The organism is Lysobacter enzymogenes, assembly GCF_017355525.1.
Lineage (GTDB): Bacteria > Pseudomonadota > Gammaproteobacteria > Xanthomonadales > Xanthomonadaceae > Lysobacter > Lysobacter enzymogenes_C.
The window spans coordinates 35,952-60,539 of the sequence record NZ_CP067395.1; the positions used below are offsets into that span (position 1 = coordinate 35,952).

General features: G+C 65.1%; 26 protein-coding genes. 25 read left to right on the forward strand and 1 reads right to left on the reverse strand.

Annotated elements, in window-relative coordinates:
• Positions 1-56 precede the first annotated feature (56 nt).
• The 22 genes from JHW38_RS00315 to JHW38_RS00420 all read left to right on the forward strand — a co-directional run bounded on the left by JHW38_RS00315 (position 57) and on the right by JHW38_RS00420 (position 20,001).
• Positions 57-473, forward strand: a complete 417-nt coding sequence (locus tag JHW38_RS00315) for a terminase small subunit (protein ID WP_207524064.1) — start codon at positions 57-59, stop codon at positions 471-473.
• A 25-nt stretch (positions 474-498) separates the two neighbouring features.
• Positions 499-1,758 carry a terminase large subunit domain-containing protein gene (locus tag JHW38_RS00320; RefSeq protein ID WP_242691105.1) on the forward strand — a complete coding sequence of 420 codons (1,260 nt, stop codon included), beginning with the start codon at positions 499-501 and terminating at the stop codon, positions 1,756-1,758.
• Position 1,759: 1 nt separating this feature from the next.
• A complete protein-coding gene (locus JHW38_RS00325) occupies positions 1,760-3,193 on the forward strand; it encodes a DUF4055 domain-containing protein (protein WP_207524066.1) in 1,434 nt (477 codons plus the stop codon).
• Entirely contained in the window at positions 3,193-4,290 is a 1,098-nt protein-coding gene (locus tag JHW38_RS00330; protein ID WP_207524067.1) for a phage minor head protein, read from the forward strand. Before JHW38_RS00325 ends, JHW38_RS00330 begins: the two co-directional genes overlap by 1 nt.
• 380 nt (positions 4,291-4,670) lie before the next feature.
• Complete coding sequence (locus tag JHW38_RS00335; RefSeq protein WP_207524068.1) at positions 4,671-5,303, forward strand: hypothetical protein; 633 nt, start codon at positions 4,671-4,673, stop codon at positions 5,301-5,303.
• A 12-nt stretch (positions 5,304-5,315) separates the two neighbouring features.
• The gene (locus JHW38_RS00340; protein WP_207524069.1) at positions 5,316-6,308 is read left to right on the forward strand and encodes a major capsid protein; all 993 of its coding nucleotides are present in this window, start codon (positions 5,316-5,318) and stop codon (positions 6,306-6,308) included.
• An 813-nt stretch (positions 6,309-7,121) separates the two neighbouring features.
• Positions 7,122-7,304 carry a hypothetical protein gene (locus JHW38_RS00345; RefSeq protein ID WP_207524070.1) on the forward strand — a complete coding sequence of 61 codons (183 nt, stop codon included), beginning with the start codon at positions 7,122-7,124 and terminating at the stop codon, positions 7,302-7,304.
• 6 nt (positions 7,305-7,310) lie between these two features.
• A complete protein-coding gene (locus JHW38_RS00350; RefSeq protein ID WP_207524071.1) occupies positions 7,311-7,814 on the forward strand; it encodes a DnaT-like ssDNA-binding protein in 504 nt (167 codons plus the stop codon).
• Positions 7,815-7,944: 130 nt separating this feature from the next.
• Positions 7,945-8,331: a hypothetical protein gene (locus tag JHW38_RS00355; RefSeq protein ID WP_207524072.1), complete on the forward strand. Its 387-nt coding sequence runs from the start codon at positions 7,945-7,947 to the stop codon at positions 8,329-8,331.
• A 3-nt stretch (positions 8,332-8,334) separates the two neighbouring features.
• Positions 8,335-8,784: a hypothetical protein gene (locus JHW38_RS00360; RefSeq protein WP_207524073.1), complete on the forward strand. Its 450-nt coding sequence runs from the start codon at positions 8,335-8,337 to the stop codon at positions 8,782-8,784.
• On the forward strand, positions 8,781-9,197 hold the full coding sequence (locus tag JHW38_RS00365; protein WP_207524074.1) for a DUF4128 domain-containing protein: 417 nt from the start codon (positions 8,781-8,783) through the stop codon (positions 9,195-9,197). The genes JHW38_RS00360 and JHW38_RS00365 overlap by 4 nt, the downstream gene beginning before the upstream one ends.
• An 80-nt stretch (positions 9,198-9,277) precedes the next feature.
• On the forward strand, positions 9,278-9,925 hold the full coding sequence (locus JHW38_RS00370) for a phage tail protein (RefSeq protein ID WP_207524075.1): 648 nt from the start codon (positions 9,278-9,280) through the stop codon (positions 9,923-9,925).
• On the forward strand, positions 9,925-10,233 hold the full coding sequence (locus JHW38_RS00375; RefSeq protein ID WP_207524076.1) for a phage tail assembly chaperone: 309 nt from the start codon (positions 9,925-9,927) through the stop codon (positions 10,231-10,233). The genes JHW38_RS00370 and JHW38_RS00375 overlap by 1 nt, the downstream gene beginning before the upstream one ends.
• Before the next feature lie 53 nt (positions 10,234-10,286).
• Positions 10,287-10,547 carry a DUF1799 domain-containing protein gene (locus JHW38_RS00380; protein ID WP_207524077.1) on the forward strand — a complete coding sequence of 87 codons (261 nt, stop codon included), beginning with the start codon at positions 10,287-10,289 and terminating at the stop codon, positions 10,545-10,547.
• Positions 10,540-13,200, forward strand: coding sequence for a phage tail tape measure protein (locus tag JHW38_RS00385; RefSeq protein ID WP_207524078.1), 2,661 nt, complete (start codon positions 10,540-10,542; stop codon positions 13,198-13,200). Before JHW38_RS00380 ends, JHW38_RS00385 begins: the two co-directional genes overlap by 8 nt.
• On the forward strand, positions 13,197-13,790 hold the full coding sequence (locus tag JHW38_RS00390) for a DUF2460 domain-containing protein (protein ID WP_207524079.1): 594 nt from the start codon (positions 13,197-13,199) through the stop codon (positions 13,788-13,790). The genes JHW38_RS00385 and JHW38_RS00390 overlap by 4 nt, the downstream gene beginning before the upstream one ends.
• Positions 13,787-14,698: a DUF2163 domain-containing protein gene (locus tag JHW38_RS00395; RefSeq protein WP_207524029.1), complete on the forward strand. Its 912-nt coding sequence runs from the start codon at positions 13,787-13,789 to the stop codon at positions 14,696-14,698. The genes JHW38_RS00390 and JHW38_RS00395 overlap by 4 nt, the downstream gene beginning before the upstream one ends.
• Positions 14,695-15,099 (forward strand): C40 family peptidase, encoded by a 405-nt coding sequence (locus JHW38_RS00400; RefSeq protein ID WP_207524030.1) that lies wholly within the window; start codon positions 14,695-14,697, stop codon positions 15,097-15,099. The genes JHW38_RS00395 and JHW38_RS00400 overlap by 4 nt, the downstream gene beginning before the upstream one ends.
• The gene (locus JHW38_RS00405; protein WP_207524031.1) at positions 15,096-18,317 is read left to right on the forward strand and encodes a phage tail protein; all 3,222 of its coding nucleotides are present in this window, start codon (positions 15,096-15,098) and stop codon (positions 18,315-18,317) included. The genes JHW38_RS00400 and JHW38_RS00405 overlap by 4 nt, the downstream gene beginning before the upstream one ends.
• On the forward strand, positions 18,314-18,988 hold the full coding sequence (locus JHW38_RS00410; RefSeq protein WP_207524032.1) for a DUF2793 domain-containing protein: 675 nt from the start codon (positions 18,314-18,316) through the stop codon (positions 18,986-18,988). Before JHW38_RS00405 ends, JHW38_RS00410 begins: the two co-directional genes overlap by 4 nt.
• A complete protein-coding gene (locus JHW38_RS00415) occupies positions 18,985-19,593 on the forward strand; it encodes a hypothetical protein (protein WP_207524033.1) in 609 nt (202 codons plus the stop codon). The genes JHW38_RS00410 and JHW38_RS00415 overlap by 4 nt, the downstream gene beginning before the upstream one ends.
• Before the next feature lie 54 nt (positions 19,594-19,647).
• A complete protein-coding gene (locus tag JHW38_RS00420) occupies positions 19,648-20,001 on the forward strand; it encodes a hypothetical protein (protein WP_207524034.1) in 354 nt (117 codons plus the stop codon).
• Between the two features lie 4 nt (positions 20,002-20,005).
• On the opposite strand, the gene JHW38_RS00425 is transcribed toward JHW38_RS00420, so the two are convergent.
• Positions 20,006-20,965: a tyrosine-type recombinase/integrase gene (locus tag JHW38_RS00425; RefSeq protein WP_207524035.1), complete on the reverse strand. Its 960-nt coding sequence runs from the start codon at positions 20,963-20,965 to the stop codon at positions 20,006-20,008.
• A 605-nt stretch (positions 20,966-21,570) separates the two neighbouring features.
• On the opposite strand from JHW38_RS00425, the gene JHW38_RS00430 reads away from it, so the two are divergent.
• From JHW38_RS00430 to JHW38_RS00440, 3 genes are all read left to right on the forward strand, one after another.
• Positions 21,571-22,260 (forward strand): winged helix-turn-helix domain-containing protein, encoded by a 690-nt coding sequence (locus JHW38_RS00430; protein WP_207524080.1) that lies wholly within the window; start codon positions 21,571-21,573, stop codon positions 22,258-22,260.
• A complete protein-coding gene (locus JHW38_RS00435) occupies positions 22,257-23,645 on the forward strand; it encodes an ATP-binding protein (RefSeq protein WP_207524081.1) in 1,389 nt (462 codons plus the stop codon). The genes JHW38_RS00430 and JHW38_RS00435 overlap by 4 nt, the downstream gene beginning before the upstream one ends.
• A 287-nt stretch (positions 23,646-23,932) precedes the next feature.
• Positions 23,933-24,553: a porin family protein gene (locus JHW38_RS00440; RefSeq protein ID WP_207524082.1), complete on the forward strand. Its 621-nt coding sequence runs from the start codon at positions 23,933-23,935 to the stop codon at positions 24,551-24,553.
• Positions 24,554-24,588 lie beyond the last annotated feature (35 nt).

Genomic DNA, 24,588 nt, shown 5'->3' on the forward strand with positions numbered 1-24,588 from the left:
GTAGCCGGCTAGGCCGGTCAACCCAAGGAGCTCGCGGCAAGGCCGCGTGATCGAACATGGCAGCGAAGGGCCACAAGCTAACCCCTAAGCAGGAAACGTTCGCACGCAAGTACGTCGAGGGCGGAAGCCCGATGCATGCGTACCGGGAGGCGTTTGGCGGCAAGGGGAACGATCGCACGTGTGCCACTCAGGCCCAGCGCCTGCTTGCGCTGCCCGTGGTTTCCGACTACATCGCCGAGCTGCGCGCGGACGTTCGCAAGGATCACGGCGTCACAGTCGCGGGGCTTCTGTTGGAACTGGAGGAGGCGCGCCAGGTGGGCAAAGCAGAGGGCCAGGCGTCTGCGATGGTGGCCGCAACTATGGCCAAGGCGAAGCTGGCAGGTCTGGATAAGGGAGACGGCGATGAGAGCGATGTGCCGACGCCGGTAGAGATTCGTGTGAGCGTGGTGGATGCTCGTAAACCCAACGCTTAACCTCCCGCAAGCTCGCTTCCTGGAGATGCCCCACAAGTTCAGGGCCTTCGTTGCTGGTTTTGGGTCGGGCAAGACGTGGGTAGGGTGCGCGGGGCTTTGTCAGCACGCTTGGCAGCATCCGAAGGTCAACACTGGCTACTTCGCTCCGACCTATCCCCAGATCCGCGACATCTTCTATCCCACGATCGAGGAAGTTGCCGAGGCGTGGGGGCTGTCGACCAAGGTCAACGAGTCGAACAAGGAGGTGCACCTTTACTCAGGCAAGCGCACGTACCGCGGCACGATCATTTGCCGCTCCATGGAGAAGCCCGGCAGCATCGTAGGTTTCAAGATAGGGCGAGCCCTCGTAGACGAAATCGACATCCTGCCGAAGCTGAAAGCGCAGCAAGCATGGCGCAAGATCATTGCGCGCCTTCGCCTTAAGTTCGACGGCATCAATGGCGTAGATGTGACCACGACGCCGGAGGGCTTTGGGTTCGTCTACCAGCAGTTCGTGAAGGCTTTGCGGGACAAGCCTGAGCTGGCTGGCATGTACGGGCTAGTGCGGGCGAGTACGTTCGAGAATGAGCTCAACCTTCCCGAGGACTACATCCCCTCGCTGATGGAGAGCTACCCCGAGCAGCTCATCCGCGCGTACTTGCGCGGCGAGTTCGTCAACCTGACTGCAGGGACGATCTACCACGCCTACGATCGCCGCGAAAACGCCAGCGCCGAGAAGGTCCAAGCCGGCGAGCCCGTGTTTGTCGGCATGGACTTCAACGTGGGGCAGATGGCGGCAATCACGCACGTGAAGCGGGGCGGACAACCGCACGCGGTCGATGAAGTGACTGCTGGCGTCGACACGCCTGACATGATCCTGAAGCTAAAGCGGCGCTACTGGGAGGAGACGTCCGAGGACGTGTTCCGCAAGACCCGCGAGATTCGTATCTATCCTGACGCCTCTGGCGATTCGCGCCGCTCGGTGAACGCGAGCACCACGGACATTCAGTTGCTTCGCGCGGCTGGGTTCTCGGTCATTGCTCCGCCGGCCAATCCACCGGTGAAAGACCGCATCAATTCAATGAACGCGATGTTCTGCAACGCCAAGGGCGAGCGCAGGTACTTCGTCAACCCCGACACCTGCCCGACGTACGCCGACCACCTGGAGCAACAGGTCTGGGCGGAGAACGGCGAGCCGGACAAGAAGTCGGGCAACGACCATACGAACGATGCCGGCGGCTACTTCATCCACAAGGAGTATCCGATCGTGAAGCCGGTTGTCGAGGTGACCCCGCTGAGGATGTGACATGCCCATTCAAGTTTACGAGTGCTGCGCGGAAGTCAAGGAGCTGCGCCATGATTGGTGCATCCTGGAGTCGCTTGCAGGCGGCACTCGGAAGATGCGCTGCGAGGGCCAGATGTACTTGCCCAAGTGGCCCGCAGAAGACGATGAGTCCTACCGGTCTCGACTGGCGACGGCGACGCTGTTCCCGGCCTGGCGGCGCACTGTCTCAGTGATGTCGGGCAAGCCGTTTAGCAAGGCACTGTCGCTCAGCGATGCGGATACCAAGATCGAAGAATGGTCGACGGACATCGATCAGCAAGGCGTTTCGCTGCACAGCTTCGCCGCTGAGATGTTTCAGGAGGTCGTAGGCTTCGGCCTTTGCGGCATCCTGGTTGATTACCCTGAGACGGCACCTGTGCCGCAGACCGCGCGTACGGTTGCCCAGGTGGAGGCGGCGGGCCTGCGGCCGTACTGGGTCCGGATTAAGCACAATCAGATTCTTGGCTGGAAAGCCAAGAGCATTGGTGGCCGGATGAAGCTGATGCAACTCCGGCTGCTGGAGACCTACGAGGAGGAGGACGGCCTGTACGGCAGCGTCTGCAGCCCGCAGGTTCGAGTGCTTGAGCCGGGGCGGTGGGAGATCTGGCGAGAGGTCAAGAAGTCGACGGGGCCAAGCGCAGGCATTGCCACGCAAACGGTCTGGGCAAAGGCCTCCGAGGGGCGAACCACGCTGTCGGATATTCCGTTCGTGCCGCTTTATGGGCTGCGCAAGGGGTTCATGATTGGCGAGGCGCCGCTTCTTGATCTGGCGTACCTCAACGTCAAGCACTGGCAGAGCCAAAGCGATCAGGACACGATCCTGCACGTGGCCCGGGTGCCGATCTTGTGCACGATCGGGGCCGATGATGAAAGTCGGCTGACCGTAGGTGCTTCAAGCGCGGTAAAGCTGCCTGTGAACGCAGACATGAAATTCGTTGAGCACAGCGGCGGTGCAATCACCGCGGGCAAGACGAGCCTCGATGACCTGACTGACCAGATGATCCAGACCGGCGCCGAACTGCTGGTGAAGCGCGGAGGCAACACGACTGTGGTGGGCGACGCCAACGACGCCGAGGCCAACAAGTCCGATCTGCAGCGCATCGCCGAGAATTTCGAGGACGCGATCGATCAAGCGCTGGTTTACACCGCCCAGTTCGCTGGCCTCAAGAAGCCCGGCTCGGTCGAGCTGTTCGACGACTACGGTGCCGCCACCTTGAGCGATGCCAGCGCTTCGTTGGTTCGAGACCTAGCGATGTCCGGCTTCATCACCAAGGCCACTGCGCTGAACGAGATGAAGCGCCGCGGCGTTCTGTCGGCGGACGTGGATCCGGAAACTGAGGCCGCCGGGGTTGAGGCTGAAGGTCCGCCGCTGGGGGCAATGGGTCAGCAACCTGACCCCGGCGCACAGGCTGCGTAATGGCCACCGCGAACGAGATCCTTCAGGACCGCGCAGTCGACCACGCCATCAATATGCTGCGCTACGAGCGCGGCGTGGCGCTGCAGATGGTGGCCATCCTCAACAAAGCCGAGCCGCGCCTGGTTGCGATGATCGCTGAAGCGCTCCTTCGGCTGGATCGTGAAAGCTTCACGGTTGAGCGCCTTGAGCAGCTATTGGCGTCGGCCCGCGCCTTGAATACAGAGACCTATGCCAGCATCGAGCAGTCCATGCAGCCTGGCATGCGTGGCGAGGCCGAGGCCGAGGCGATGTACCAGGCAACGTCGCTCCGCGCCGCCGTCCCGCAGGTGGTCCAGGTTCGGTTCCCGATCGCGGCGATAGCGCCTGAACAGGTTTACGCCGCCGCGCTTTCGCGACCATTCCAGGGCCGGCTGCTGTCCGGCTGGATGGCGAACCTGGCTGACTCACGAGCGGCTACGATCCGAAATGCAATCAGGTCCGGGTACGTGGATGGTCTGACGGCAACTGACATCGTTCGCAAGCTCCGCGGCACCAGGGCCAACAACTACGCTGATGGTGTGCTTCAGCGCCCGCGGCAAGAGCTGCAGACGGTGGTGCAGACGGCTCTGTCGCACACCGCCCAGACGGCACGCAGCGCCTTCGTGGCAGCCAATGGCGACCTGGTCAAGGCCGAACGATGGGTGTCGACGCTGGATAATAGAACCAGCGCTCCTTGCCGAATCCGTGATGGTCTGCGATACACGGCAGACGACAAGCATAGGCCGATTGGGCACTCCATCCCCTGGCTAGGCGGCCCTGGCCGACTGCACTTCTGCTGCCGTTCCGTGTCCGTGCCTGTGGTCAAGTCTATGCGGGAGCTTGGGCTCGATATCGAAGACATGACTCCGGCAACCCGGGCGAGCATGGATGGGCAGGTGCCGGCAGAGCAGACTTACGGGGAGTGGTTCGCGCGACAGAGCGCTGCTCGCCAGGACGAGATCGTGGGCCCGGACCGCGGGCGCTTGTTCCGGCAGGGCAAGGTCAAATTCGACACGTTCTACGATAACAAGGGGCAGTGGCTGAGCCTGCCTGAGCTGCTGAGCCGGGCAGGGGCTTGACCCCACGATTTAGCGTGTCAACCTAACCCAAGATGCCGAAGTTCACCCTCTTGCACGGAACCAAGGACTGCTCAAACGGGGCAGAGGTTCGACGCCGCATGCGCGAGTCGGCCAAGAAGCTTGGCTCGCACTGTTCGCATTGCAGTGGCCGTGAGACGGTCGTTGCAACCAACGGCAATGTACGAAACAAGCTGTGCGTCGTCTGCTTGATGCAGGGGCGGCGCGTGGTGGTTGAATGAGATTCCGAGCGTAGCGGGTCGCGCCCGAGCGCCACGGATAGGGGCGACCTTCCCAAAGGTGCCCCGACTATTCCAAAGCCCCGCCACGCGGGGCTTTTTCTTTGGGGCAAAGCCCCGCCAATCAGCCCAAGGGGCAAACCCGTGAGTGAAGTCGACACGAGCTCGCAAGAGTTCAAGGACGCCGTGGCCGCTGCTGTGGCGGAAGCCACCGACGGCTTGAAGACCAAGAACGCCGAACTGCTGGGCAAGCTGAAGAAGGCGCAGAAGGATTCGGCCATTGATCCGGCTGATCTGGAGGCCGTCGAGCGCGAGCGCGACGACCTGCGTACAAAGCTGGCCGAACAGACCCGGCTCGCCACCAAGGCGACGAAGGACTTGGAAGCCGCCACCAAGCGCGCGGCCGACATCGACACCGCCTACAGCGGATCGCTGCGTGACGCTGCACTTACCGAGGCGCTGACCAAGGCCGGCGTCACCTCGCCCGCGCTGCTGAAGGCAGCCAAGGCGCTCCTCGGCGCTCAGGCAACGGTGGCCGATGAGAACGGCGCCCGCGTGGTCAAGGCTGGCGACAAGGCGATCGGCGACTTCATCACGGAATGGGCCGGCAGCGACGAGGGTAAGCACTTCGTCACGGCGGCCGATGTTTCAGGCGGCGGGGCGCAAGGCGCTGGCCGAGTCACGGGCACCGAGAAGCGCTCCCAGATGTCTGTCAGCCAGAAGGCCGATTACATCGGGAAGCATGGCCTCGACGCCTACAACACCCTCCCCGAATAAAGGATTGCCTCCATGGCTACCTCGCTCCCCACTGACATGAAGTACCGGGACCCGTTCTTCCAGACGGGTTACTCGGAAGTGATGGCCCAGGCCGTCGACAAGTTCAATGCCGGGTCGAACGGCACGATCATCCTGCGCAGCAACCGCAAGCCTGGCGACTTCGATTACGCGGCGTTCTTCCAGAACGCTGGCGGCCTCGTCTCGCGCCAGGACCAGACCAGCACCAGCGCCGCCACCGCGAAGAAGCTCACCCAGGCCGAGATCGCCTCGGTCAAGCTCAACCGCAAGATCGGCCCGGTCGAGTGGACTCGTTCGGCGCTGCTGAAGCCCGGCCTGTCGATGGACGCGATCCGCCTGGCCGCCGGCCAGCAGACCGCCAAGGACGTGCAGGCGGAAATGCTCAACAATGCCCTTCGCGCCGCGCGTGCTGCGCTGAACGGCCAGGCTGCCAACAAGTTCACCGTTCCCACCAACGGCACCGTGAACACGTCTGGCCTCGTTTCGGCGCTGGCGAAGTTCGGAGACGCGTCGAACCGAATCGACGCCTGGGTGATGCACTCCAAGGTCGCGTTCGACCTGCTGCAGTACCAGATCGCTCCGGCCAATAACGGCGACGTCGTGGCCAATACCGCAGTGGTCGCAGCTTCGCCGCTGACCCTGAACCGACCCATCATCGTGACCGACTCGGACTCGCTGGTCGTCACCACCGGCACCGGGACCGCGGCCGTCACCGACTACTTCACCCTGGGCCTGACGGGCGGCTCCTTGGTCGTCGAGGAGACCGAGGAGGAGTACATCACCATCCAAGAGGTGACGGGCCTGGAGCAAATCCTGATCCGCATGCAGGGCGAGTACGCCTACAACCTGGGCGTGAAGGGATTCACCTGGGACGTGGCCAACGGCGCCAAGAACCCCTCCGACGCCGCGGTCGGCACCGGCTCCAACTGGGACAAGATCTACCAGTCCTACAAGGATCTCGCCGGCGTCGTCATCCAGTCGCGCTGACCGGATGCGCGTAGGCATCTACGCGCGAGAGGACAACCTGGAGGCCGGGGCGTTTTGCTCCGGCCTCCTTGCTGAGGGAGGCAGGCCGGTGTGGCGAAGCCACTCGGATTACGGCAGGGGGCAGGTCGAGCCTTTCGATGCGGTCGTAGTCACCGGGCTGCGGGACCGCGGCGAATGGATTCGAGACGACTACTCGGCGGCCGGTGTGCCGGTCGCGGTGATCGACTACGGGTACCTCCGGCGCACGTCAGGAATGGCGACCTGGGAAACAGGACATTGGCAGGTGGGTGTTGACGGGCTGAACCGTCCGCCCAGCTTCGAATGCCCTGGCGATCGATTTGAGGCGCTGGGGATTGAGGTGCCTGTGCAAGCGAAGCGGGGCGGTAGGCCGCTGGTTCTGGGGCAACACGTCGGCGATCCATCGCATGGGCTGAGTTCAGAGCAGATGGCCGCTTGGGCTCAGGCGCTGTGCGACCAGCTTGGCGCGCGCTGGAGGCCACATCCGGATAGTCCTGATGTTGAGGTACGTGCTGAGAGAGCCTGGGGCCCTCTGTGCGAGGCCCTCGCAGACGCAAGCGTCGTACACACACTTTGTAGTACGGCTGGGCTAGACGCGCTACTTAACGGCGTACCCGCCATAGCGAACATGCCCGAGCGGGCCGCGTGGGGCGAACTGAGCGGCCACGACTGGACGCCCCCATCGCGACTCCTGAGCCTGTGCCGCAGACTGGCCTATGGGCAGTGGACATTGAACGAGATGCGAAGCGGGCAGTGCGCTCGCTTCGTGATGAACAACCTACACAGGTGGAACGCATGAGCAAGGAACGAGAGATTATTTTCGAGCCGCATCCAGTTACGCCGGAGCGCAAAGCCAAGCTGCTCGCGGCCGGCTACCAGATCATCGACGCCATTTACGCGCCGGCGGACTACGTGCATCCGGACTCGGTGAAGAAGCCGCGGGCGACGCAGGTCAAGGCTGAGCCGAAGGCCGCCTAGTAAGTCATGACCATCGTGATCGAGGACGGCAGCGGCCTACCGAACGCTGAGGCGTACATCTCGGTCGCGGACGCTGACGCGTACTTCCTCGCTCGCGGCAATACCGCCTGGGCGTCGCTCTCCGAGGAGCGAAAAGAGCAGGTACTGCGCGACGGCGCCGACTATATGACCGCGGTCTACGGATCGCGCTGGAAGGGTGTCCGCAAGACTGCCGAGCAGGCGCTCGATTGGCCGCGCACGGGTGTTGTTGTAAATGGCTTTGCGGTCGCAGACAACATCGTCCCTGAGCCCGTTCGCCGCGCGAATGCCGAACTGGCTGTGCGCGCGAGTGCAGGTCCGCTATTGGTCGATCTCGGCGCGCAGGTCAAGCAAGAGACCGTCGGGCCGATCACGGTCGTGTATCAGGACGGGGCGCGGCAGTCGACGCGCTACGCAGCGGTTGACGGCTTGCTCGGAGCATATCTGCGCGATGGCGGTGGTGGCGGGCAGATTCCGGTGGTGAGGGCGTGATTCGCTGGCTTTGTTGGCTGGGCTTACACCGCTGGTCCGCTCAGTGGGTTGTGCGCGGCGAGGGATATTGGAGCAGCGCCAGCTGGGACGGGAAATCTCACTGCTGCAAGCGCTGTGGGGCTAAGCGTTGATGCCCACTTTCAACTACGTCACCACCGCCGCGACCGCCGCGAGGCTCCTGAAGCGGTTCGGCGCGCCTGCGACGATCAAACGCACGACCGTCGGCGCCTACGACCCCGAGACCGGCACGGCGCCTGTGACGGTCACCAGCCTGCCGACCACAGCGGCTGTATTCGCATTTGACCAGAAATACATCGACGGCACGCTCATCCTGCAGGGTGATCAGCGGGCATATATGGCCCCGGCCCAGCAGCCGAAGCAGGGCGATGCGCTTGCTTGGCAAGGTGGTGATTACACCATTGTGGCTGTCAAGCCGCTGGCACCTGCCGGCCTGGTAGTTCTGCACGAGGCGCAGATTCGCGGCGCTCCGCCTCAGCAAGTTCACGACGAGCCCTAACACATGGCTGACACCTTCGCCCTTCAGCTCGCCAAGTTCGCGGAGAAGGCGGAGGGGAATGCAGTTCAGGTCGTGCGTGCGGTATCGATCGATCTTCTGACCCGAATCGTCCTGCGCTCTCCTGTAGGCAATCCCTCCCTGTGGAAAGGAAAGGCGCCGAAGGGGTACGTCGGCGGCCGTCTTCGCGCTAACTGGAACACTCGTCTCGGCGGTCCGGATCTGAGCACCACGACCGCGGTGGACAAGTCGGGGCAGAACACCATCTCGACAGGGTCGGCCATAATCGGCGGGGCGGACGGGCAGCAAGACATCTACATCATGAATTCGTTGCCCTATGTCCGAGAAATCGAGTACGAGGGCCATTCGAAGCAAGCTCCGGCCGGCATGGTGCGCGTCACAGTTACTGAGTTTCAGACGTACGTCGACAATGCGGTAAAGGCCCTGCCTCAGTGAGCACGAAGGCGGTTAGGTCCATCCTGGAGGCGCGACTCGCCTCATGGGCCGCGGCGCGATCGCCTGCGCTTCGCGTGGCCTACGAGAACACCCCATTCACTCCGGCCGCGGGCGAAACCTATCTCCGGGCGTTCCTACTTCCAGCCGACACGCTGTCAGCGGACCTCGCGGGCGCCCACCGGGGCTATCGCGGCGTGTTCCAGGTGAGCATCGTGCGCCCGATCAATGGCGGGCCAGGGCCATCACTCGATATTGCGGCCGAGCTCAATCAGCAATTTCCCGTCAACGGCCGCTACACGAGTGGGGCCGTGACCGTGCAAGTCCTGACTCCTGCGAGCGCGGCCCCCGCCCTCGCTGACGAGTCTAGCTACACCGTACCGGTCTCGTTTCAGTACCGAGCCGACGTCATCTAACCCCGCGCGATAGCGCAAATCACTGGCCCCGCAAGGGGCTTTTTTTGTGCCCGTTCGCCGGGCTATCTGAGGATTTACTCATGAGTGTGAGTCTCCCTAACGGCTCGACCGTTTCCCTGGCTAGTGGCTATGGCTCGGCCAAGGCCATCTCCGCGCTCAGCAACGCCAACCCCGGCGTCGCTACCTCCACCGCGCACGGCTTCACTGACGGCGATTTCGTCGAGGTCACGAGCGGCTGGTCGCGCCTGACCGAGAAGGTCGTGCGCGTCGACAGCGCAACCACCAACGATTTCGCACTGGAAGGCGTCGACACCACCTCGACCACGGTCTATCCGGCAGGTGGCGGTGTCGGCTCTGCTCGCGAAATCACCGGCTGGACTCAGCTCGCCCAGATCACCGGATCCACCTCCAGCGGCGGCGAGCAGCAGTTCCTGGACTACCAGTTTCTGGAGGCTGATGCGGCCAAGCGCATCCCGACCTTCAAGAGCCCGGCGCAGGTCACGTTCACCGTCGCCGACGATCCGACCCTGCCGGGCTACCTGATCGCCAAGGCCGCCAACGACGACCGTCTGCCGCGGGCTATTCGCATCACCCTGGCGAACGGCGCAGTGCTCCTCTACAACGCCTACATCAGCCTGAGCACGATTCCGTCGCTGACGGTCAATGAGCTGATGTCGGTGCAGGTGACGCTCAGCCTGCTGGCCGAGCCGGTGCGGTACGCCTCCTGATGGCGCGGCTCACTCTCAACCCGAACGCCACCTTCGAACTGAAGGTGGCGGTTTCTGTGCCGGGTGGATCGGCTGAAATCGGCCTTACGTTCAAGTACCGCGATCGCGACGAGGCGAAGTCGTGGATCGATAGCCACGGCAACACCACGGATGCCGAGGTCATTCTCGACTGCGTGACTGCTTGGGACTTGGATGACGAGTTCAGCCTGGAGAACGTCCGCCGGCTGTGCAAGCTGTATCCGGCGGCCCCTGGAGACATCTCGGGCGCATACGTCCGCGAACTGCTCGGAATTCGCCGGGGAAACTGAAGCGCGTCGTCCGGGAGCTGCTCAAGCAGTCTCCCAAGGAGTCAGAGCTTCGAATGCTCGGACTCACCATGGAAGACCTGGACGACGCTGATGTCGAGATCCTTCCGGACAACCTCGGGGCGGTAAGGGTTTTCACTGCGCTCGGCACTCAATGGCGCGTGGGCAACGCCGGCGCCATTGGACTCGATTACTCAACCTTGCCTGTCGTGATGCGTCTGCTTGGCGTTCGACGGGCCGACTGGCCGGACACGTTCGACTCTATCCGCGTGATGGAGGCCGAAGCGTTGGCTGTTTTTGGAGAAGAGCGTGGCTGATATTGCCTCCTTGGGTGTTGTCGTCCAGCCGAAAGGTATTGCGGAGACTTCGCAGCAGCTCGACAAGCTGGCCGCGACGGGCGCCAAGACTGAGGCTCAGTCTGAGCGCCTGGCGAGCGCGCAGAACGATCAGGCGCGGGCAACCATGTCGGCCGGTCGCGCCGCTGCACAGGCCCAGCGAGAAGTCGCAAATTACGGTCGTGAGGCTGGGCGCGCGGTCATTTCCGCCAAGCAGATGGCCGCTGCAACTCGCGGCCTGCCCGCGCAGTTCACTGACATCGTAACCTCGCTCGCGGCCGGGCAGAACCCGCTTCAGGTCTTCCTGCAGCAGGGTGGTCAGATCAAGGACCAGTTTGGCGGAGCGGGCAACGCAGTTCGTGCACTGCAGGGCTACGTCGCCAGCCTAATCAACCCGATGACGATCGCGGCCGGCCTGGCGGGAGTCATGGCGGTTGCTTTCGACCAGGCGCAGGGGCGTGCCGCCCAAGTGGCGATTGCGCTTCTGGAGACAGGAAATCGGGCGCGAACTACTGCTGATGAGGTAGAGGCAATTGCCGCGCGTCTAGACGACCTGCCTGGGGTAACCCGCGGTGCTGCCGTTGATGCGATCTCGGAGATAATTCGCTCGACGCGAATCGCTGGCGATCAGCTAGAAGAGGTAACGGCTGCTGCACTGGCTTGGCAGCGAGCGACCGGAGCCTCAGTGGAAGAGACTGCCAAGAGCTTCGAGGCGCTGAATCGAAACCCGATTCAAGCGCTTGAAGAGCTCGGGGACAAGTACGGGTTTGCGACGGATGCTCAACGAAAGTACGTTCGCGAGCTCCAAGAAGGCGGCCGCTACCAAGACGCGGCCACCGAAGCTGTACGCATATTCTCTGACACAATCAGCCAGCGCTCCCCCGAAATAGTCCAGCAATTCGAATTGACGAGGTCGGCGCTAAAGGGCATCAAGGAGGCTGGAACCGAGGCATGGGACGCGGTAGTCACCGGCCTCGCTGATGCAGACAAGGCAGCCAAGCAGACTATCGGCACGATCGAGCGGTTCTGGAACGCCATGCGCATGGGAGGCGTCGGCGGCGTTTGGTCCATGCAGGCGTCCACCGCGGCCCCCGCTGTTTTGCCTAGGCTCCCCGTCGCGCAGTCAAGGGAGGCGGCCGAAGCCGCTCGTCGAGCCAAGGAGGAATTCGAATCGGCGCAGAAGCAATTCCTGCCGCTTTCGAAGCAGATGGAGCAGGACATTGCGGCGATGCGCAAGCGCGGTCTTGCCGCCCAGAAATCCGCCGCGGAGATCAAGGCGGCTGAGGACCAGATTCGCAAGACCTACGCAGACCGCGAAGAACGCGCCAACCGCCGCGGAGCGGGCGCCGCCCGCGCGCTGGACAACGCTTCTGCCCGGGCCGCTATCCAGGCTATCAAGGACGACCTGGCCGAGGAGCAGGCATCAATCCAGAGCAGTTCTCGAATCTTGCAAGCGGAGTTTTCAGCCCGCCTCGTGACCATTGAGGACTACTACAAGAAGCAGTCCGACCTGCTGGCGCAGGGCACCAGGACCCAAGAGGAAGCAATCCAGAAGCAGATTGCGTTTCTAAAGCAGCGAGATGTTGCGGGCAGGGACTCTGTCGACACGCAGCGCGAGATTGGGGAGCTGGAAGCGAAGTTGGCCCGCGTCCGTCAGGACGGCGCAACCGCGGTCAAGTTGCTTGGAATTGAAGAAGCGGAGACCTTGCGTCGACGCAATGACTCCATTGAAAGCTACCGCGCGGCGTTGGCGCTTCAGACCCTAGCGGAGCAGCGCCAGCAGGATGCGGCCGTGGCTCGCGTTCGGCTGGGTGAGGAGCAGTTCCAGCAACAACAAAAGATCATCTCGCTATACCAAGAAGAAGCGGACAAGCTTCGCGACCTTGCGACTCAGCGTGCTCAGCGCGCGATCGACGAGACGCAGTACAAGAAGATGGTCGAGCTTCAGCGGCAAGCTACCGCAGATCAGGTTCGCATCGTTCAGGACGGATATTCAGCCATGAAGGCTGCTCAAGCCGAGTGGACGAATGGGGTGGCGGCTGGCGTTATAGATATCACTTCTCGCATGAGCGACTTGGCGGGCCAGGTTGAGCAAGCCACGACTTCAGTATTTGATCGTCTGACAGATGATCTTGCTGATTTTGTTACCAGCGGGAAGTTTAGCTTTAAGGAGTTTGCAGATAGCGCAGTTAAAGAGCTGGCAAGGATCGTCATCAAGCAGCAAGCCGCCGGTCTGCTCCAGAGATTCCTGCCTTCCGTTACTGGTAGCGCTGGAAACGCAGGAAATGCCTTGTCGATCGGTTTCGCGAGCATGTTCGGAAACAACACAGGCTGGCTCTCTGGCTTCTCCTCCGGCGGCTACACCGGAGACGGCGGCAAGTACGACCCTGCGGGCGTCGTGCATAAGGGCGAGTATGTGCTCAATGCCGATACAACCCGCCTGCTGGGGCGCGGGTATCTCGACCGCTTGAACAGCGGCCAGGCGCCGACGGCGCCCCCTGCGCCGTCATCCAACAACTTCCAGCTCAATCAAACGTTTGTGGTCCAGGGCACCCCTGACAGTCGCACGCGAGAGCAGATGGCGCGCGATTCTGGCCGAGAGGCCCGCCGCGGTATGGCGAGGACGGGAGGATGACCTACATCAATGCGCGCCTTCCTAGAAATATCGCTGCTGGGTTCAAGCTCGGCCCGGACTTCAAGACGTTAGTGAATCCGCTTGCCAGTGGCCGAGAACAGCGCAACAAGATGTGGCGTTACCCCAAGTGGAAAGGTAGCGGAAATATGGGCGCCTTCAACGCCGACGATCGCCAGGCGCTAATCAACATGTTCGTAGCGGCTCAGGGTAAGTGGGCATGCTTTAGGGTCTTCGATCCGACCGACTACTTCGTGACGAACGAGCCGCTGGCGCCGCCGATTGGGTCCTCAACACCCGTGCAGCTGGTGCGCAACTATGCCTTCCCTGGGAGCAACGTCTACGGTACTGCGCTCATCCAGGCGCCCGTTGCGAGCACGGTGGTTATCAACAAGGACGGCTCTCCAGTCGATGGCACGCTCAATGACCAACTGGGTCTCTTTACACCTTCGTCGCCATGGGCCCCTGGCACCTTCACCTGGACTGGGCAGTATGACCGCTGGATGCGATTCGATAGTGATTGGGGCGCATTTACTGCAAATGCACTGAACGCATTTACGGCCGATATCGACCTTGTCGAGGTGCAGCGATGAAGTCGATCCCCCTCGCACTGGCAGGCCATCTAGATCTGGACGCCACGTCGTGGACGTTGCTAATGAAGGTTGTCTGCAAGGACGGGACGATCCTTGGCTTCACGACGCTCGACGCGGACCTGACGTACGACGATGGCGGCGGCGATCTGGTGTACAGCGCCGACCAAGGTTTCACGCCAGAGCGCATCCAGGCAACGGCCGACCTTGGCGTCGATAACACCGACCTTGAGGGCTGGTATTCCCTCGACGGCGTCACCGAACAGCGAATTCGTGCCGGTCTGTTCGACAAAGCTGAGGTGTGGGTCTACCGGGTCAACTTCATGGACCTGAGCATGGGCCATGAGATCTGGAACTACGGCACGCTCGGCGAATCGCGCTACAGCGAAACCGGCTGGACGACCGAATTCCGCAGCCTCAAGCAGCAGCTGAAGCAGCCGCTGTGCCAGTTCTACTCGCTGACGTGTCGCGCGCGGTTTGGGTCGAAGCCAATCGGCACCCCAGGCGCCGAGATCACCGAGCGCAAGCCGTGCAACAAGGAGATGACCTGGGTCGGCGGCGCGGTGACCTCGGTTTCGTCGGCGCGACGGGTGTTCACCGACAGCAGTCGCGGCGAGGCCGATGGCTACTTTCAGCCGGGCGTGATCCGCTGGCTGACCGGCGCGAACGCCGGCGCGCAGATCGAGGTGTTCGGGTACGCGGGTAAGCAGTTCACGCTCTCGCTGCCGGTGCCATATCCGATCCAGCCCGGCGACATCTACGAGGTGCGTCAGGACTGCGACAACAGCCTGACCATGTGCAAGGACCGGCACGACAACATCCTGAACTTCCGCGGCGAGCCCTTCGTGCCCGTGGCCGACGCCGACTCGCTGATGGTGCCTGGCGCAAACATCTCGCAGGTCGGCGGATGACGGCGCTACCCGAGGCCGCCAGGGGCTACCTGGGCTCACCGTTCCGCCATCAAGGCCGCTCTCGTAGCGGCCTTGATTGTGTGGGGCTGGTGGTTCTGGCGCTGGCCGACCAGGGGCGCGCGGTGGCCGACGTGACCACCTACGGCCGAGACCCGCACCACGGCCTGCTCGAACAGCACCTGGTCGAGACGTTCGGTCCTGCGATCGCACGCACCGATCTCCATCCCGGCGATATCGTGGCCATCGAGTACTCGGGCGCCACGCGCCACGTTGCCATCGTTGGCGACTACCCGGGCGGCGGCCTCTCCCTCATCCACACCGACCAGACGGTCGGCCGAGTGACCGAGCATCGCCTCGATTCGCGCTGGCACCGTCGCATCACCGGAGCCTGGCGACCGTGAGCGGATCCACTATCGGCGGTTTCGTCGGCGGCATCTTTGGCGCGTTCTTCGGTGCGCCGCAGCTCGGCTTCATGATCGGTTCGATGATCGGCGGCTTCGTCGATCCGGATAAGGTCTATGGCCCACGGTTGACGGATGCGCAGAACCAGACGAGCAACGTAGGCATCCCGATCGCGCAGATCCGCGGGACCGCTTCGGTCAAGGGCAACCTCCTCTGGCGCGACCCCACGCTGAAGGAGCACAAGAAAAAGAAGCGCGCCGGCAAGGGCGGCCCCACGCAGGTCACCTACACGTACACCCGCAGCTACGCCATCGGCATCTGCGAAGGGCCGATCAAGGCGATCAAGACGATCAAGCGCAACGGGAAGGTCGTCTACGAGGCGAGCGCGACCGCGGCGCAGGAGTACTCGGGCGACTGGGCCAGCCTGACCTCGGCATCGCGCAAGTTCCTGCAGAAGTGCAAGATCTATGTCGGCAACGAAACGCAGATGCCGGACCCGACGATCGAGGCGGTGCAGGGCGTCGGTAATGTGCCGCCGCACCGAGGCATGGCGTACATCGTGGTGAAGGACGACGACCTGACCGATCTGGCCGGCGCGGTCCCGCAGTACGACTTCGTCGTCGTGATGCAAGGCGACGACGGCGTGTCGGAGGGCGTGTACGAAGCTCCGGGTTTCGGCCCGTGGTTCCCCTGGAGAACTGATCCCGTCGGCCAAACCGATCCGCGCCGGCGCTTCGTCAAGTACGAGTACGGCGTCGAGAGCACGGGTCTGTGGTTCGACACCGTCGAGGCCGCGCTCAACAACTTCGACGAGGACACCGGAACGAGCGCGATTGGCGGCTACACGCTGATGGGCTGGGCACGCGATGACGGCTCCACGCCGCCGAACTACTACGGCCCGTTCTACGAGAACAACGGCACGTGGAACCCGCTGGTGCCTGACCCGAATCGTCTCGCCACCACCGACGACATCCATCCGACCTACGGCCGCGCCTACCTGTCGCTGTTCTTCAGCCGCTACCAGTACGGCACCACTCACGGGTTCGCGGCCAGCAGCGCGGCAGTGATCCTCGCCGACGGCGGCGGCTGGTACGCGGACAGCATCGGCAACACCGGGTCGGCGGTATGGCGCGCACTCGCCGGCGCGCCCGCTGGCTACAACCGCACGTTCAACTTCGGCTCCGGCCCAGACTTCGCGGTCTACAACGACGTGCTGATCCGTGTCCGCGCGGTGCCGTCCTGCGACGGCAACACACCGGAGGCGCAGCCTGTGCCCGACGCGCCGGGCTACTACGTGTACCCGGACGGCACGATGGTCTTTCACGGGGACTGCGTCGAGGTGCCCGGTACGTTCAAGCAGCTGGCCATCGCGCGCGTCGACAACGACGGTGTGCTGCCGGACTTGGCCTACACGTCGCTGCCGCTCGGCCCCGTGCTGGAGCCGGCGAACCCGAACTACAACAGCGAGGCCTACTGGAACGCGCAGTACGCGGCCGCGGTCACGGCGGGGCAAATCCAGTCAGGCTGGCTGTATGCGCCCGGCGGATCCACTGAGCCCTATCGATATCCGCAGCTCGTCAGCAGCGCGTGCCAGTGCGAGCCACCCATTGCGACCGTCGCGCGGGACCGCATCCCGCTCGCGAGCATCGTGGCCGACCTGTGCCGGCGCTCGGGTCTCTCCGACGACCATTTCGACGTCAGCGAACTGACTGACCTGGTGGACGGCTTCGTGGTCGCCACGATCGGAGGCGCCGACTCGTTCATCACGCCGCTGTCGCAGGCCTACTTCTTCGACTGCGCCGAGTGGGACGCGAAGATTCGCTTCGTGAAGCGCGGTGGGTCTGCGACGTTCGCGCTGACCGCGGGCGATCTGGCCGAGCGCGACGGCGACGCCATCGAGGAAACGCGCGTGCAGGAGGTGGAGCTGCTGCGCAAGACGACGGTCTCGTACGTCGACCCGGCCGCCGGCTTCACGGTCATGACGCAGGTCGGGAGCCGGCGGGCGTCGACGGTGCAGGCGCTCGGCGAGTCAGCCATCGAGATTCCGGTCGCGATGTCCGCGGCCGATGCCGCCAAGCTGGCCGACAAGCGCATCAAGGCGGCGTGGGGCGAGCCTTCGAAGTTCAAATTCGAACTGCCCTACCGCTTCAGTTACCTCACCACGACCGACATCGGGACGCTCACCGACAAGGCCGGCAACGTGCATCGCGTCCGGTTGATGGAGAGCCAGGAGGATTCCGGGAAGCTGCTGATCGAATCGTCCCAGGACGAGCAGTCCGCCTACGTCTCCAACGCCGAAGGCTTGGACCCGGATCCGCCGACGGCGAACCCGCCGGGGGTGATCGGCGGCACGGTGCTGGCGTTGCTGAACATCCCGGTGCTGCGCGACGAGGACGACCAAGTCGGCATCTACGTCGCCGCGGCCGGCCAGTTGCCGGGCTGGCGCGGCGCGGAGATCCAGGTGAGCACCGACGGCGGCGCCACCGGCGACACCTTCGCCGAGATCACAGAGGCGGCCACCATCGGGTACACGCTCAGCGCGCTGGCGGCGATCGTGGCCGATCATCCGGCTGTGCAGACCGTCGACGTCTACCTGCCCGATGCGCCCGAGTCCGTCGACTACACGACCCTGCTGCGCTACTACAACCGCGCGGTCATTGGCGACGAGATCATCCAGTACCAGACTGTGACCGACCTGGGCGGCAACGCCTACCGGCTGTCGGGCCTGCTGCGCAACCGCTACGACACCGATCCGATCGCGCACGCGAAGGGCGCGCGGTTCGTGCTGCTGGACTCGGCCGTCGTCTTCGTCCAGGCGCAGCAGTGGATGATCGGCCAGGCGCTCATGTTCCGCGCCGTGTCGTTCGGAACCTCCGCGGATGCCTACCCGTGGGAGGCCTACAGCTTCGCCACGGCGCGATCGCAGACCGAATGGAAGCCGCTGTGGGTGCGTGCGAAGGACGTCGGGTCCGACCTGCAGGTCAGCTGGATCGGGCGCGCGCGACTCGGCGTGTCGCCGAACCCGCACCACTCGCAGCACTTCCGTGGCTACCGGGTCAGCTACACCAATGGCACCGACACCGTGACGCATGACGTCACGACCACCACCGACACGCTCGTCGGGGGCGCGACGCTCCCCGGCGCCGTCCACATCACCGTCGCCGGGCTCAACGCCATCACCGGCGCCGGCCCCGCCTCCGAGGAAATCACCGCATGAGCATCACCCTCCCCACGTGGCCGCAGGGCGCGCTGCAGCCCGAGGCGCCGTTCAACGAGTCGATGAAGAAGCTTGGCGCGGTGGTGAACGCGGCCGCGGAGGCGACGACCAACACGCCGCCCACGACGACGCTGACCGACGTCGACAAGATCTGGATCATCAGCACGTCGCCGACCGGCGCATGGACTGGTCGGGCCAATCAAATCGCCCTGTGCACCGCGGCCGGCGTGTGGGAGTTCTACGCCCCGGAGACCGGCTGGCTGGCGCTGGACAAGAACACCGGCCTGATCCGGTTCTGGAACGGCAGCAGCTGGGGCGCCGTGCCGCTCGGCACGGCCGCGGTCGACCGGAACGTGGTGACGGCGCTGGCGACGAGCGGCGCCGTCAACATCGACGTCTCGACCGGCGACTACTTCACCCTGGCCCTTGCCGGCAACGTCACGTCGCTCACCTTCTCGAACCTGCCGGCGTCGGGCAAGGCCGTGTCGCTGCTGGTCCGGATCAAGCAGGACACCACGCCGCGCACGGTGGCGTGGCCGGCGTCGTTCAAGTGGGCCGAGGGGAACACCATCGCGGTGTCGACCGTCGCGGGCTCAATCGACGTCCTGGCGATCACCACGTTCGACCAGGGCACGACCTGGCAGGTCACGCTCGCGAAGGCGTTCGCATGAGCGGCATCGTTGGCCACCGCGGCATGCTGCTTAGCGCCGGCTCGGGCGGCGTCTACACGTACTGGAATCCGCTGGACAAGGCCACCGATGCTGTCCTGAGTTCTTCGAACCAGGTCGTCGGCGGCACCTCCGGGGCGACGAAATGGGTGCGCTCCGTCCTCGGCAAGTCCACGGGGAAGTGGCGGGTCCAGTTCGTCGACGTGGTGCACGCGGATACCGTTGGATTCGGGTTCGCCACTGGCTCGTCGATCGGGTCGTTCCTCGGCGCGACGAGCGCCGGCTGGGCGATGTTCGCGAATTACGGCTCGGTCGTGCGGCTCTACAACAACGGCGCGTACACGACGTTCAGCGTGACCCTGGCCACAAACGACACTGTGGACCTGCTGATCGACATCCCCGGCGGCAAGGCTTGGTGGCGGAAGAACGGCGTGGCGATCTCTGGCGACCCGGCGGCCGGCACTGGGCCCATGGCCACCTTCACCCCGGGGGCCACGATCTACATAGCCGCCGACCCGTTCGGCGCCAATGGCGCGGTTCGGTTGCGCACCAACCCCAACCACTTCGTCGGCGCGCCGGTCTCAGGCTTCACCGACGGATGGTTCTGACCGGCAGAGCTGGCTTTCTCACCCTGCGCGACCGCGGGGCCTACCATGCCCGGCATGGACCCGTCGCTGCGCCTGCCGTACACCCTGCCGCCCGACTTCGAATGGGCGAACTCGGCGCACACTGATTTTCGCGAGGCTCACATCATCGTCCTGCGCGGTCAGCGCTGGGTCGCCGTGGCCATGCCGCGCCAGCGCGCGCCAGGCTGGGAGGCCTGCACTGGCATGTACCGGCGGATCTTCAAGGTCGCCGCCTGGCAGAACCTGGAGCGCGAGGCCGAGGCCGTCCGGTGGATCGCTACCTGGGTGTGCAAGTACGAGAGGCAGATCCAACGGGAGGCTGGCGCCGGCGTCAGGCATCCCCCGGCCGCCCCTCGGTACGTGCTCGAGCGGATGAAGCACGGGCGGTGATCGTCTATAGTCGGTCCGCAAGCTCGTCGGCGCTGGTCTGGTAGTAGATCATCAGGCTGCGCAGATCCCTGTGGCCGATCACCCGAGCCAGTTCCATCACGTCGAGCTTCTTGGACAGCCGCCAGATGGCCTCCGCTCGAGAGTCGTGAAAGTGCAGGTCCCCAACTTCAGCAGCGTCCCGTGCCCTACGCCAAAGCACATCTCGAGACCGAACGTCCAAGTCGAAGACGGTCGAGCTCGACCGGTTCAGGACCCCCAGGATCTCGCGCGCTCGAGCAGACAGCGGCACCTCACGCTGGTCGCCATTCTTCGTCTGCGGCAGCACGGCTGCCTTGCCGCGTATGTCAGCCCAGCGCAAGCCCAAGATCTCGCCGGCGCGCATAGCCGTCTCGAGGGCAAAAAGGAAGGCTAGCCCGACGCGCTGGGATGCAGTCCGAGCCTCTAGGCCCTCGAGGCCGCAGGCGAGGGTGACGCGATCGATTTCGTCGGGACTAATGCGGCGCTTTCGGCTGGCCGGGGTGGCTGGCCGCTTCACATCCTTGGCCGGATTCCCGTAGAGCCAGACCCACTCCCGGCGCGCCTCCTCGAGCACAGACCGCAGCAGGTTCAGCTCACGCGCGACCGAGGCTGGAGAAACCTTGGCCAGGCGTCGCTGCTTCCAATCGGCTACGTCGCTGGCCTTCAGCACGGGCAGGCGCACCCCCGCAATCGGATCCCGCTCCATCGCCTTCAGGCGGACCTCCTCCCACTGGCGCCCCTTGTGGGTTGGGCAGACCTCTCGTGCATACCGCCGCAGCGCATCCCTGACCGTATGGTCTGGGAGTTTGGCGCCGGCGAGCTCAGCTTCGCGGGATTGCGCCCACGCAGTCGCTTCGCGCTTGGTGGGGCGGGTGACGGACTCGCGTACGCCGTTGACGTACACTTCGGCGCGCCAGGCGCCGCTGCGGGGTCGGATTGAGGCCATGAATGGAGCGTGGCGTAGATTCTGGCGTAACGGGGTTGTGGATAACTGGGTTATTCACAGGCAAACCGAGAATGCCAATTTGCCCGCGAGCCTTGATATACAAGGCTTTCATCGCAATTCCTGCGAATCCGCGGGTAAGCCAAGAATGGCCCTAGCGTCCTCTCCTGGGCACCACTACATCGCTTCGGCGCATCGCGACGAAGCAGACGAAAAACCCCGCGAAAGCGGGGTTTTTTCGTTTCCGGCCATGCGCGCCCGCGGCTGCGCCGAGCGCGTCCGCGCATGCGCCCGCGGCGCTGCGCAACGCGCGCGAGGCAGCGCCCGCGGCGATCCGCGCAGCTGGATTTGCCGGGTTTTTTCGCTGCCGCAAGCCGATCGCGCGCGCCCGCGGCCGCCGCTGCGGGCGCAGCCGCGGCGCCGGGCCGAGCCTGAACGAGGCGCCCGCCGTCGGTCAGGTCTCCGACTTCCGGCTGAAGCGGCAGGGCGCGCGAACGATTCAACTGCGGTCCGGCGGGCAATACTTGACCGCTTTCCGCCCGGCCTTGTCGCCGCGGCACGCCGCACGTCCGCAGCATGGACGCGCTCGGACTCCCGGCTCCGTGGTTATGACCGACATCCTGCTCATCGAAGACGACGAACGCCTTGGCTCGCTGGTAGCCAATTACCTGGGCAAACACGGTTACGACGTGGTCCTGGAAAGCGACGGCGCGCGCGCCGTGGCCGCGATCCTGGAACTGCAACCGGCGGTGGTGCTGCTGGACCTGTCGCTGCCCGGCCAGGACGGTTTCGAGATCTGCCGCGCGGTGCGTTCGCGCTACGCCGGGGTCATCTGCATGCTGACCGCGCGCACCGACGACATCGACCAGGTGCTGGGGCTGGAACTCGGTGCGGACGACTACATCGGCAAGCCGATCGAGCCGCGGGTGCTGCTGGCGCGCCTGCGCGCGCACCTGCGTCGCGACCACGCCGCGCGCCAGACCGGCCGAGTGCTGCGCTTCGGCCAGCTGCGCATCGACTGCGAAACCCGCGAGGCGACCCTGCGCGAGGTCCGCATCGACCTGACCACGGCCGAGTTCGACCTGCTGGTGCTGCTGGCCGGACGCGCCGGCCAGATCCTCAGCCGCGACGACCTGCTGCAGGCGCTGCGCGGCATCCAGTTCGACGGGCTCGACCGTTCGATCGACGCGCGCATCTCGCGCCTGCGGCGCAAGCTCGGCGATCTGGCCGAGGAACCCGAACGGATCAAGACCGTGCGCGGCAAGGGCTATCTGTTCAACCGGGCCGCCTGGGAATGACGACCGCGCCGGCATGGCTGCGGTGGCTGTGGCCGCGCAAGCCGGACTGTCCCGCGGCCGGGCGGCGCGCGCGCGATCTCGGCAAGCAGGGCCACTTCGGCCTGTTCGTGCGCTATTACCTGATCGTGGTGCTGATCTACGCGGTGATCGTGGTCGGCGGCATCTCGGCGTGGCTCAGCATCACTTCGGAGAACAGCCGCGCCTACGGCGAGGCGCAGCTGCGCGGCACCCACTACCTGATCGAGCAGCGCTACCTGGAAACGCCGCGCGAGGACTGGCCGGCGCTGAGCGAGGAGCTCAGCGACCGCTTCGCCTATCCGGTGCGGCTGGCGCCGCTGGCCGAGCTGCGCGACACGCTGACCGCGCGCGAGTACCAGCGCGTGCTGCGCGGCGAAGTGGTGATGGAAAGCGAGGACGAGGCCTACACCTACCAGCGCCTGCCGGGCAGCGACCAGGCGGTCGCGCTCGGCGATTTCGACGATGTGATGGTGCAGGGCGTGCCGTGGAGCGACCTGGACCTGATCGACTCGATCGTGATCCTGGCGATGTACTTCCTCGCCATCGCGCTGCCGCTGTATTTCCTGGTCTACCGGTTCTGGCGCGACCTGCGCCGGCTGCGCACCACCGCCGAGGCGCTGAGCGCGGGCGAGCTCGACGCGCGCGCGCCGGAGGTCACCACGCGTCTGGTCAATCCGCTCGGCCATGCGCTGAACCAGATGGCCGGGCAGGTGCAGCAGGTGCTGGAAAGCCAGCGCATCCTCGCCCAGGCGGTCGCGCACGAGATCCGCACGCCGCTGGCGCGCATGCGCTTCGGCCTGGAAATGCTGGAGCAGGCCGGCGGCGACGACGAACGCGCGCATCTGCGCGAAGGCCTGGAGACCGACATCCAGCGGCTCGAGCATCTGGCCTCGCACAGCGTGGCCTACGCGCGGATCGGGCGCATGGTCGGGATCGAGCGCGCGCCGGTGCCGGTCGGCGCGTTGCTGGCCGACATGGCCGATGTGTTCGATCCGGAACCGCCGCTGCTGCTGAGCTTCGATTGCGGCGGCGTCGACAGCCTGCCGGCCAATCACGAGGCGCTGGAGCTGGCGCTGCGCAATCTGATCGGCAACGCGCTGCGGCATGCGCGCACGCGCGTGGCGGTCAGCGTGGCGCGCAGCGGCGACGGTTATGCGCTGTGCGTCGACGACGACGGCGAAGGCGTGCCCGAAGCCGACCGCGAGCGCGTGTTCCAGCCGTTCGCGCAATTGCGCAAGCATCCCGAAGGCTTCGGCCTGGGATTGGCGCTGGTGCGGGTGGTCGCCGAAAAGCACGGCGGCCGCGCCAGCGTCGGCGATTCCGCGCTCGGCGGCGCGCGCTTCCGCATCGACTTGCCCGGGCAGTAACGCGAGGCCTTCCGGCTTCGCCCTTCTGCGCCCGCCAAGCGGCGCCCGCCAAGCGGCGCCCGCCAAGCGGCGCGCAGACCCCGCCGTTTCAGCGAGCCGACCGCCCCAGGGCCGCCGGCTGCCGGGCCGCGTCTGCGCCGGCCCCGTTGCGCCCATTCCCTACGTCTCAGTAACACTCCGTTACCGAGCGTCGACCGCAGTCACCCACGCGCCCAGATACTCCCACTGACGCGCCTCGCGCGCGCCCGCAGCATGGTCCCGTCCCCCCACGACGGAGTGTTTCCCCCATGCAACGCAAGCTGTTCGCGCTCGGCGCCGCCGCGCTGGCGCTGTCCTTCTCGACCGCCGCCAGCGCCCAGGGCGCCGGCGATCGCGAAGGTTTCTACGTATTCGGCGGCGTCGGCGCCGCGATGACCCAATGGGACGCCAAGCGTTCGGCGCTGCCGGCCGGGCAGAAGCGCAGCCAGGACAAGACCGGCGCCAGCCTGGTGCTCGGCGGCGGCTACCGCTTCAACCAGTACTTCGCCGTGGAAGGCTCCTACCACGACATGTTCAGCGAGGTCAGCCGCCGCGGCGTGGGCGACTACGACACCCGCACGCTGCAGCTCAGCGCGCTCGGAATCATCCCGATCGGCGAGCGCTTCGAAGTGTTCGGCAAGGCCTCGGTCGGCCGCGCGCGCAACGAATTCAGCCCCGCGCGCGGCGCGGTCGGCCTGAGCAAGGCCAGCGAGAGCGTCAACGTCGCCAGCCTCGGCGTCGGCGCCAACTACCACTTCAACGACCGCTTCGCCCTGCGCCTGGACGTGACCGGGCTCAGCAAGGCCGACGGCGGCAGTTTCCGCCGCAAGGCCGGCGCCGACGACCTCAAGACCGGCGAAGCCAGCCTCGCCGTGATGTACCGCTTCTGATCCGCCCATCGGCGGAAGCGGCGCGACCGCTTCCG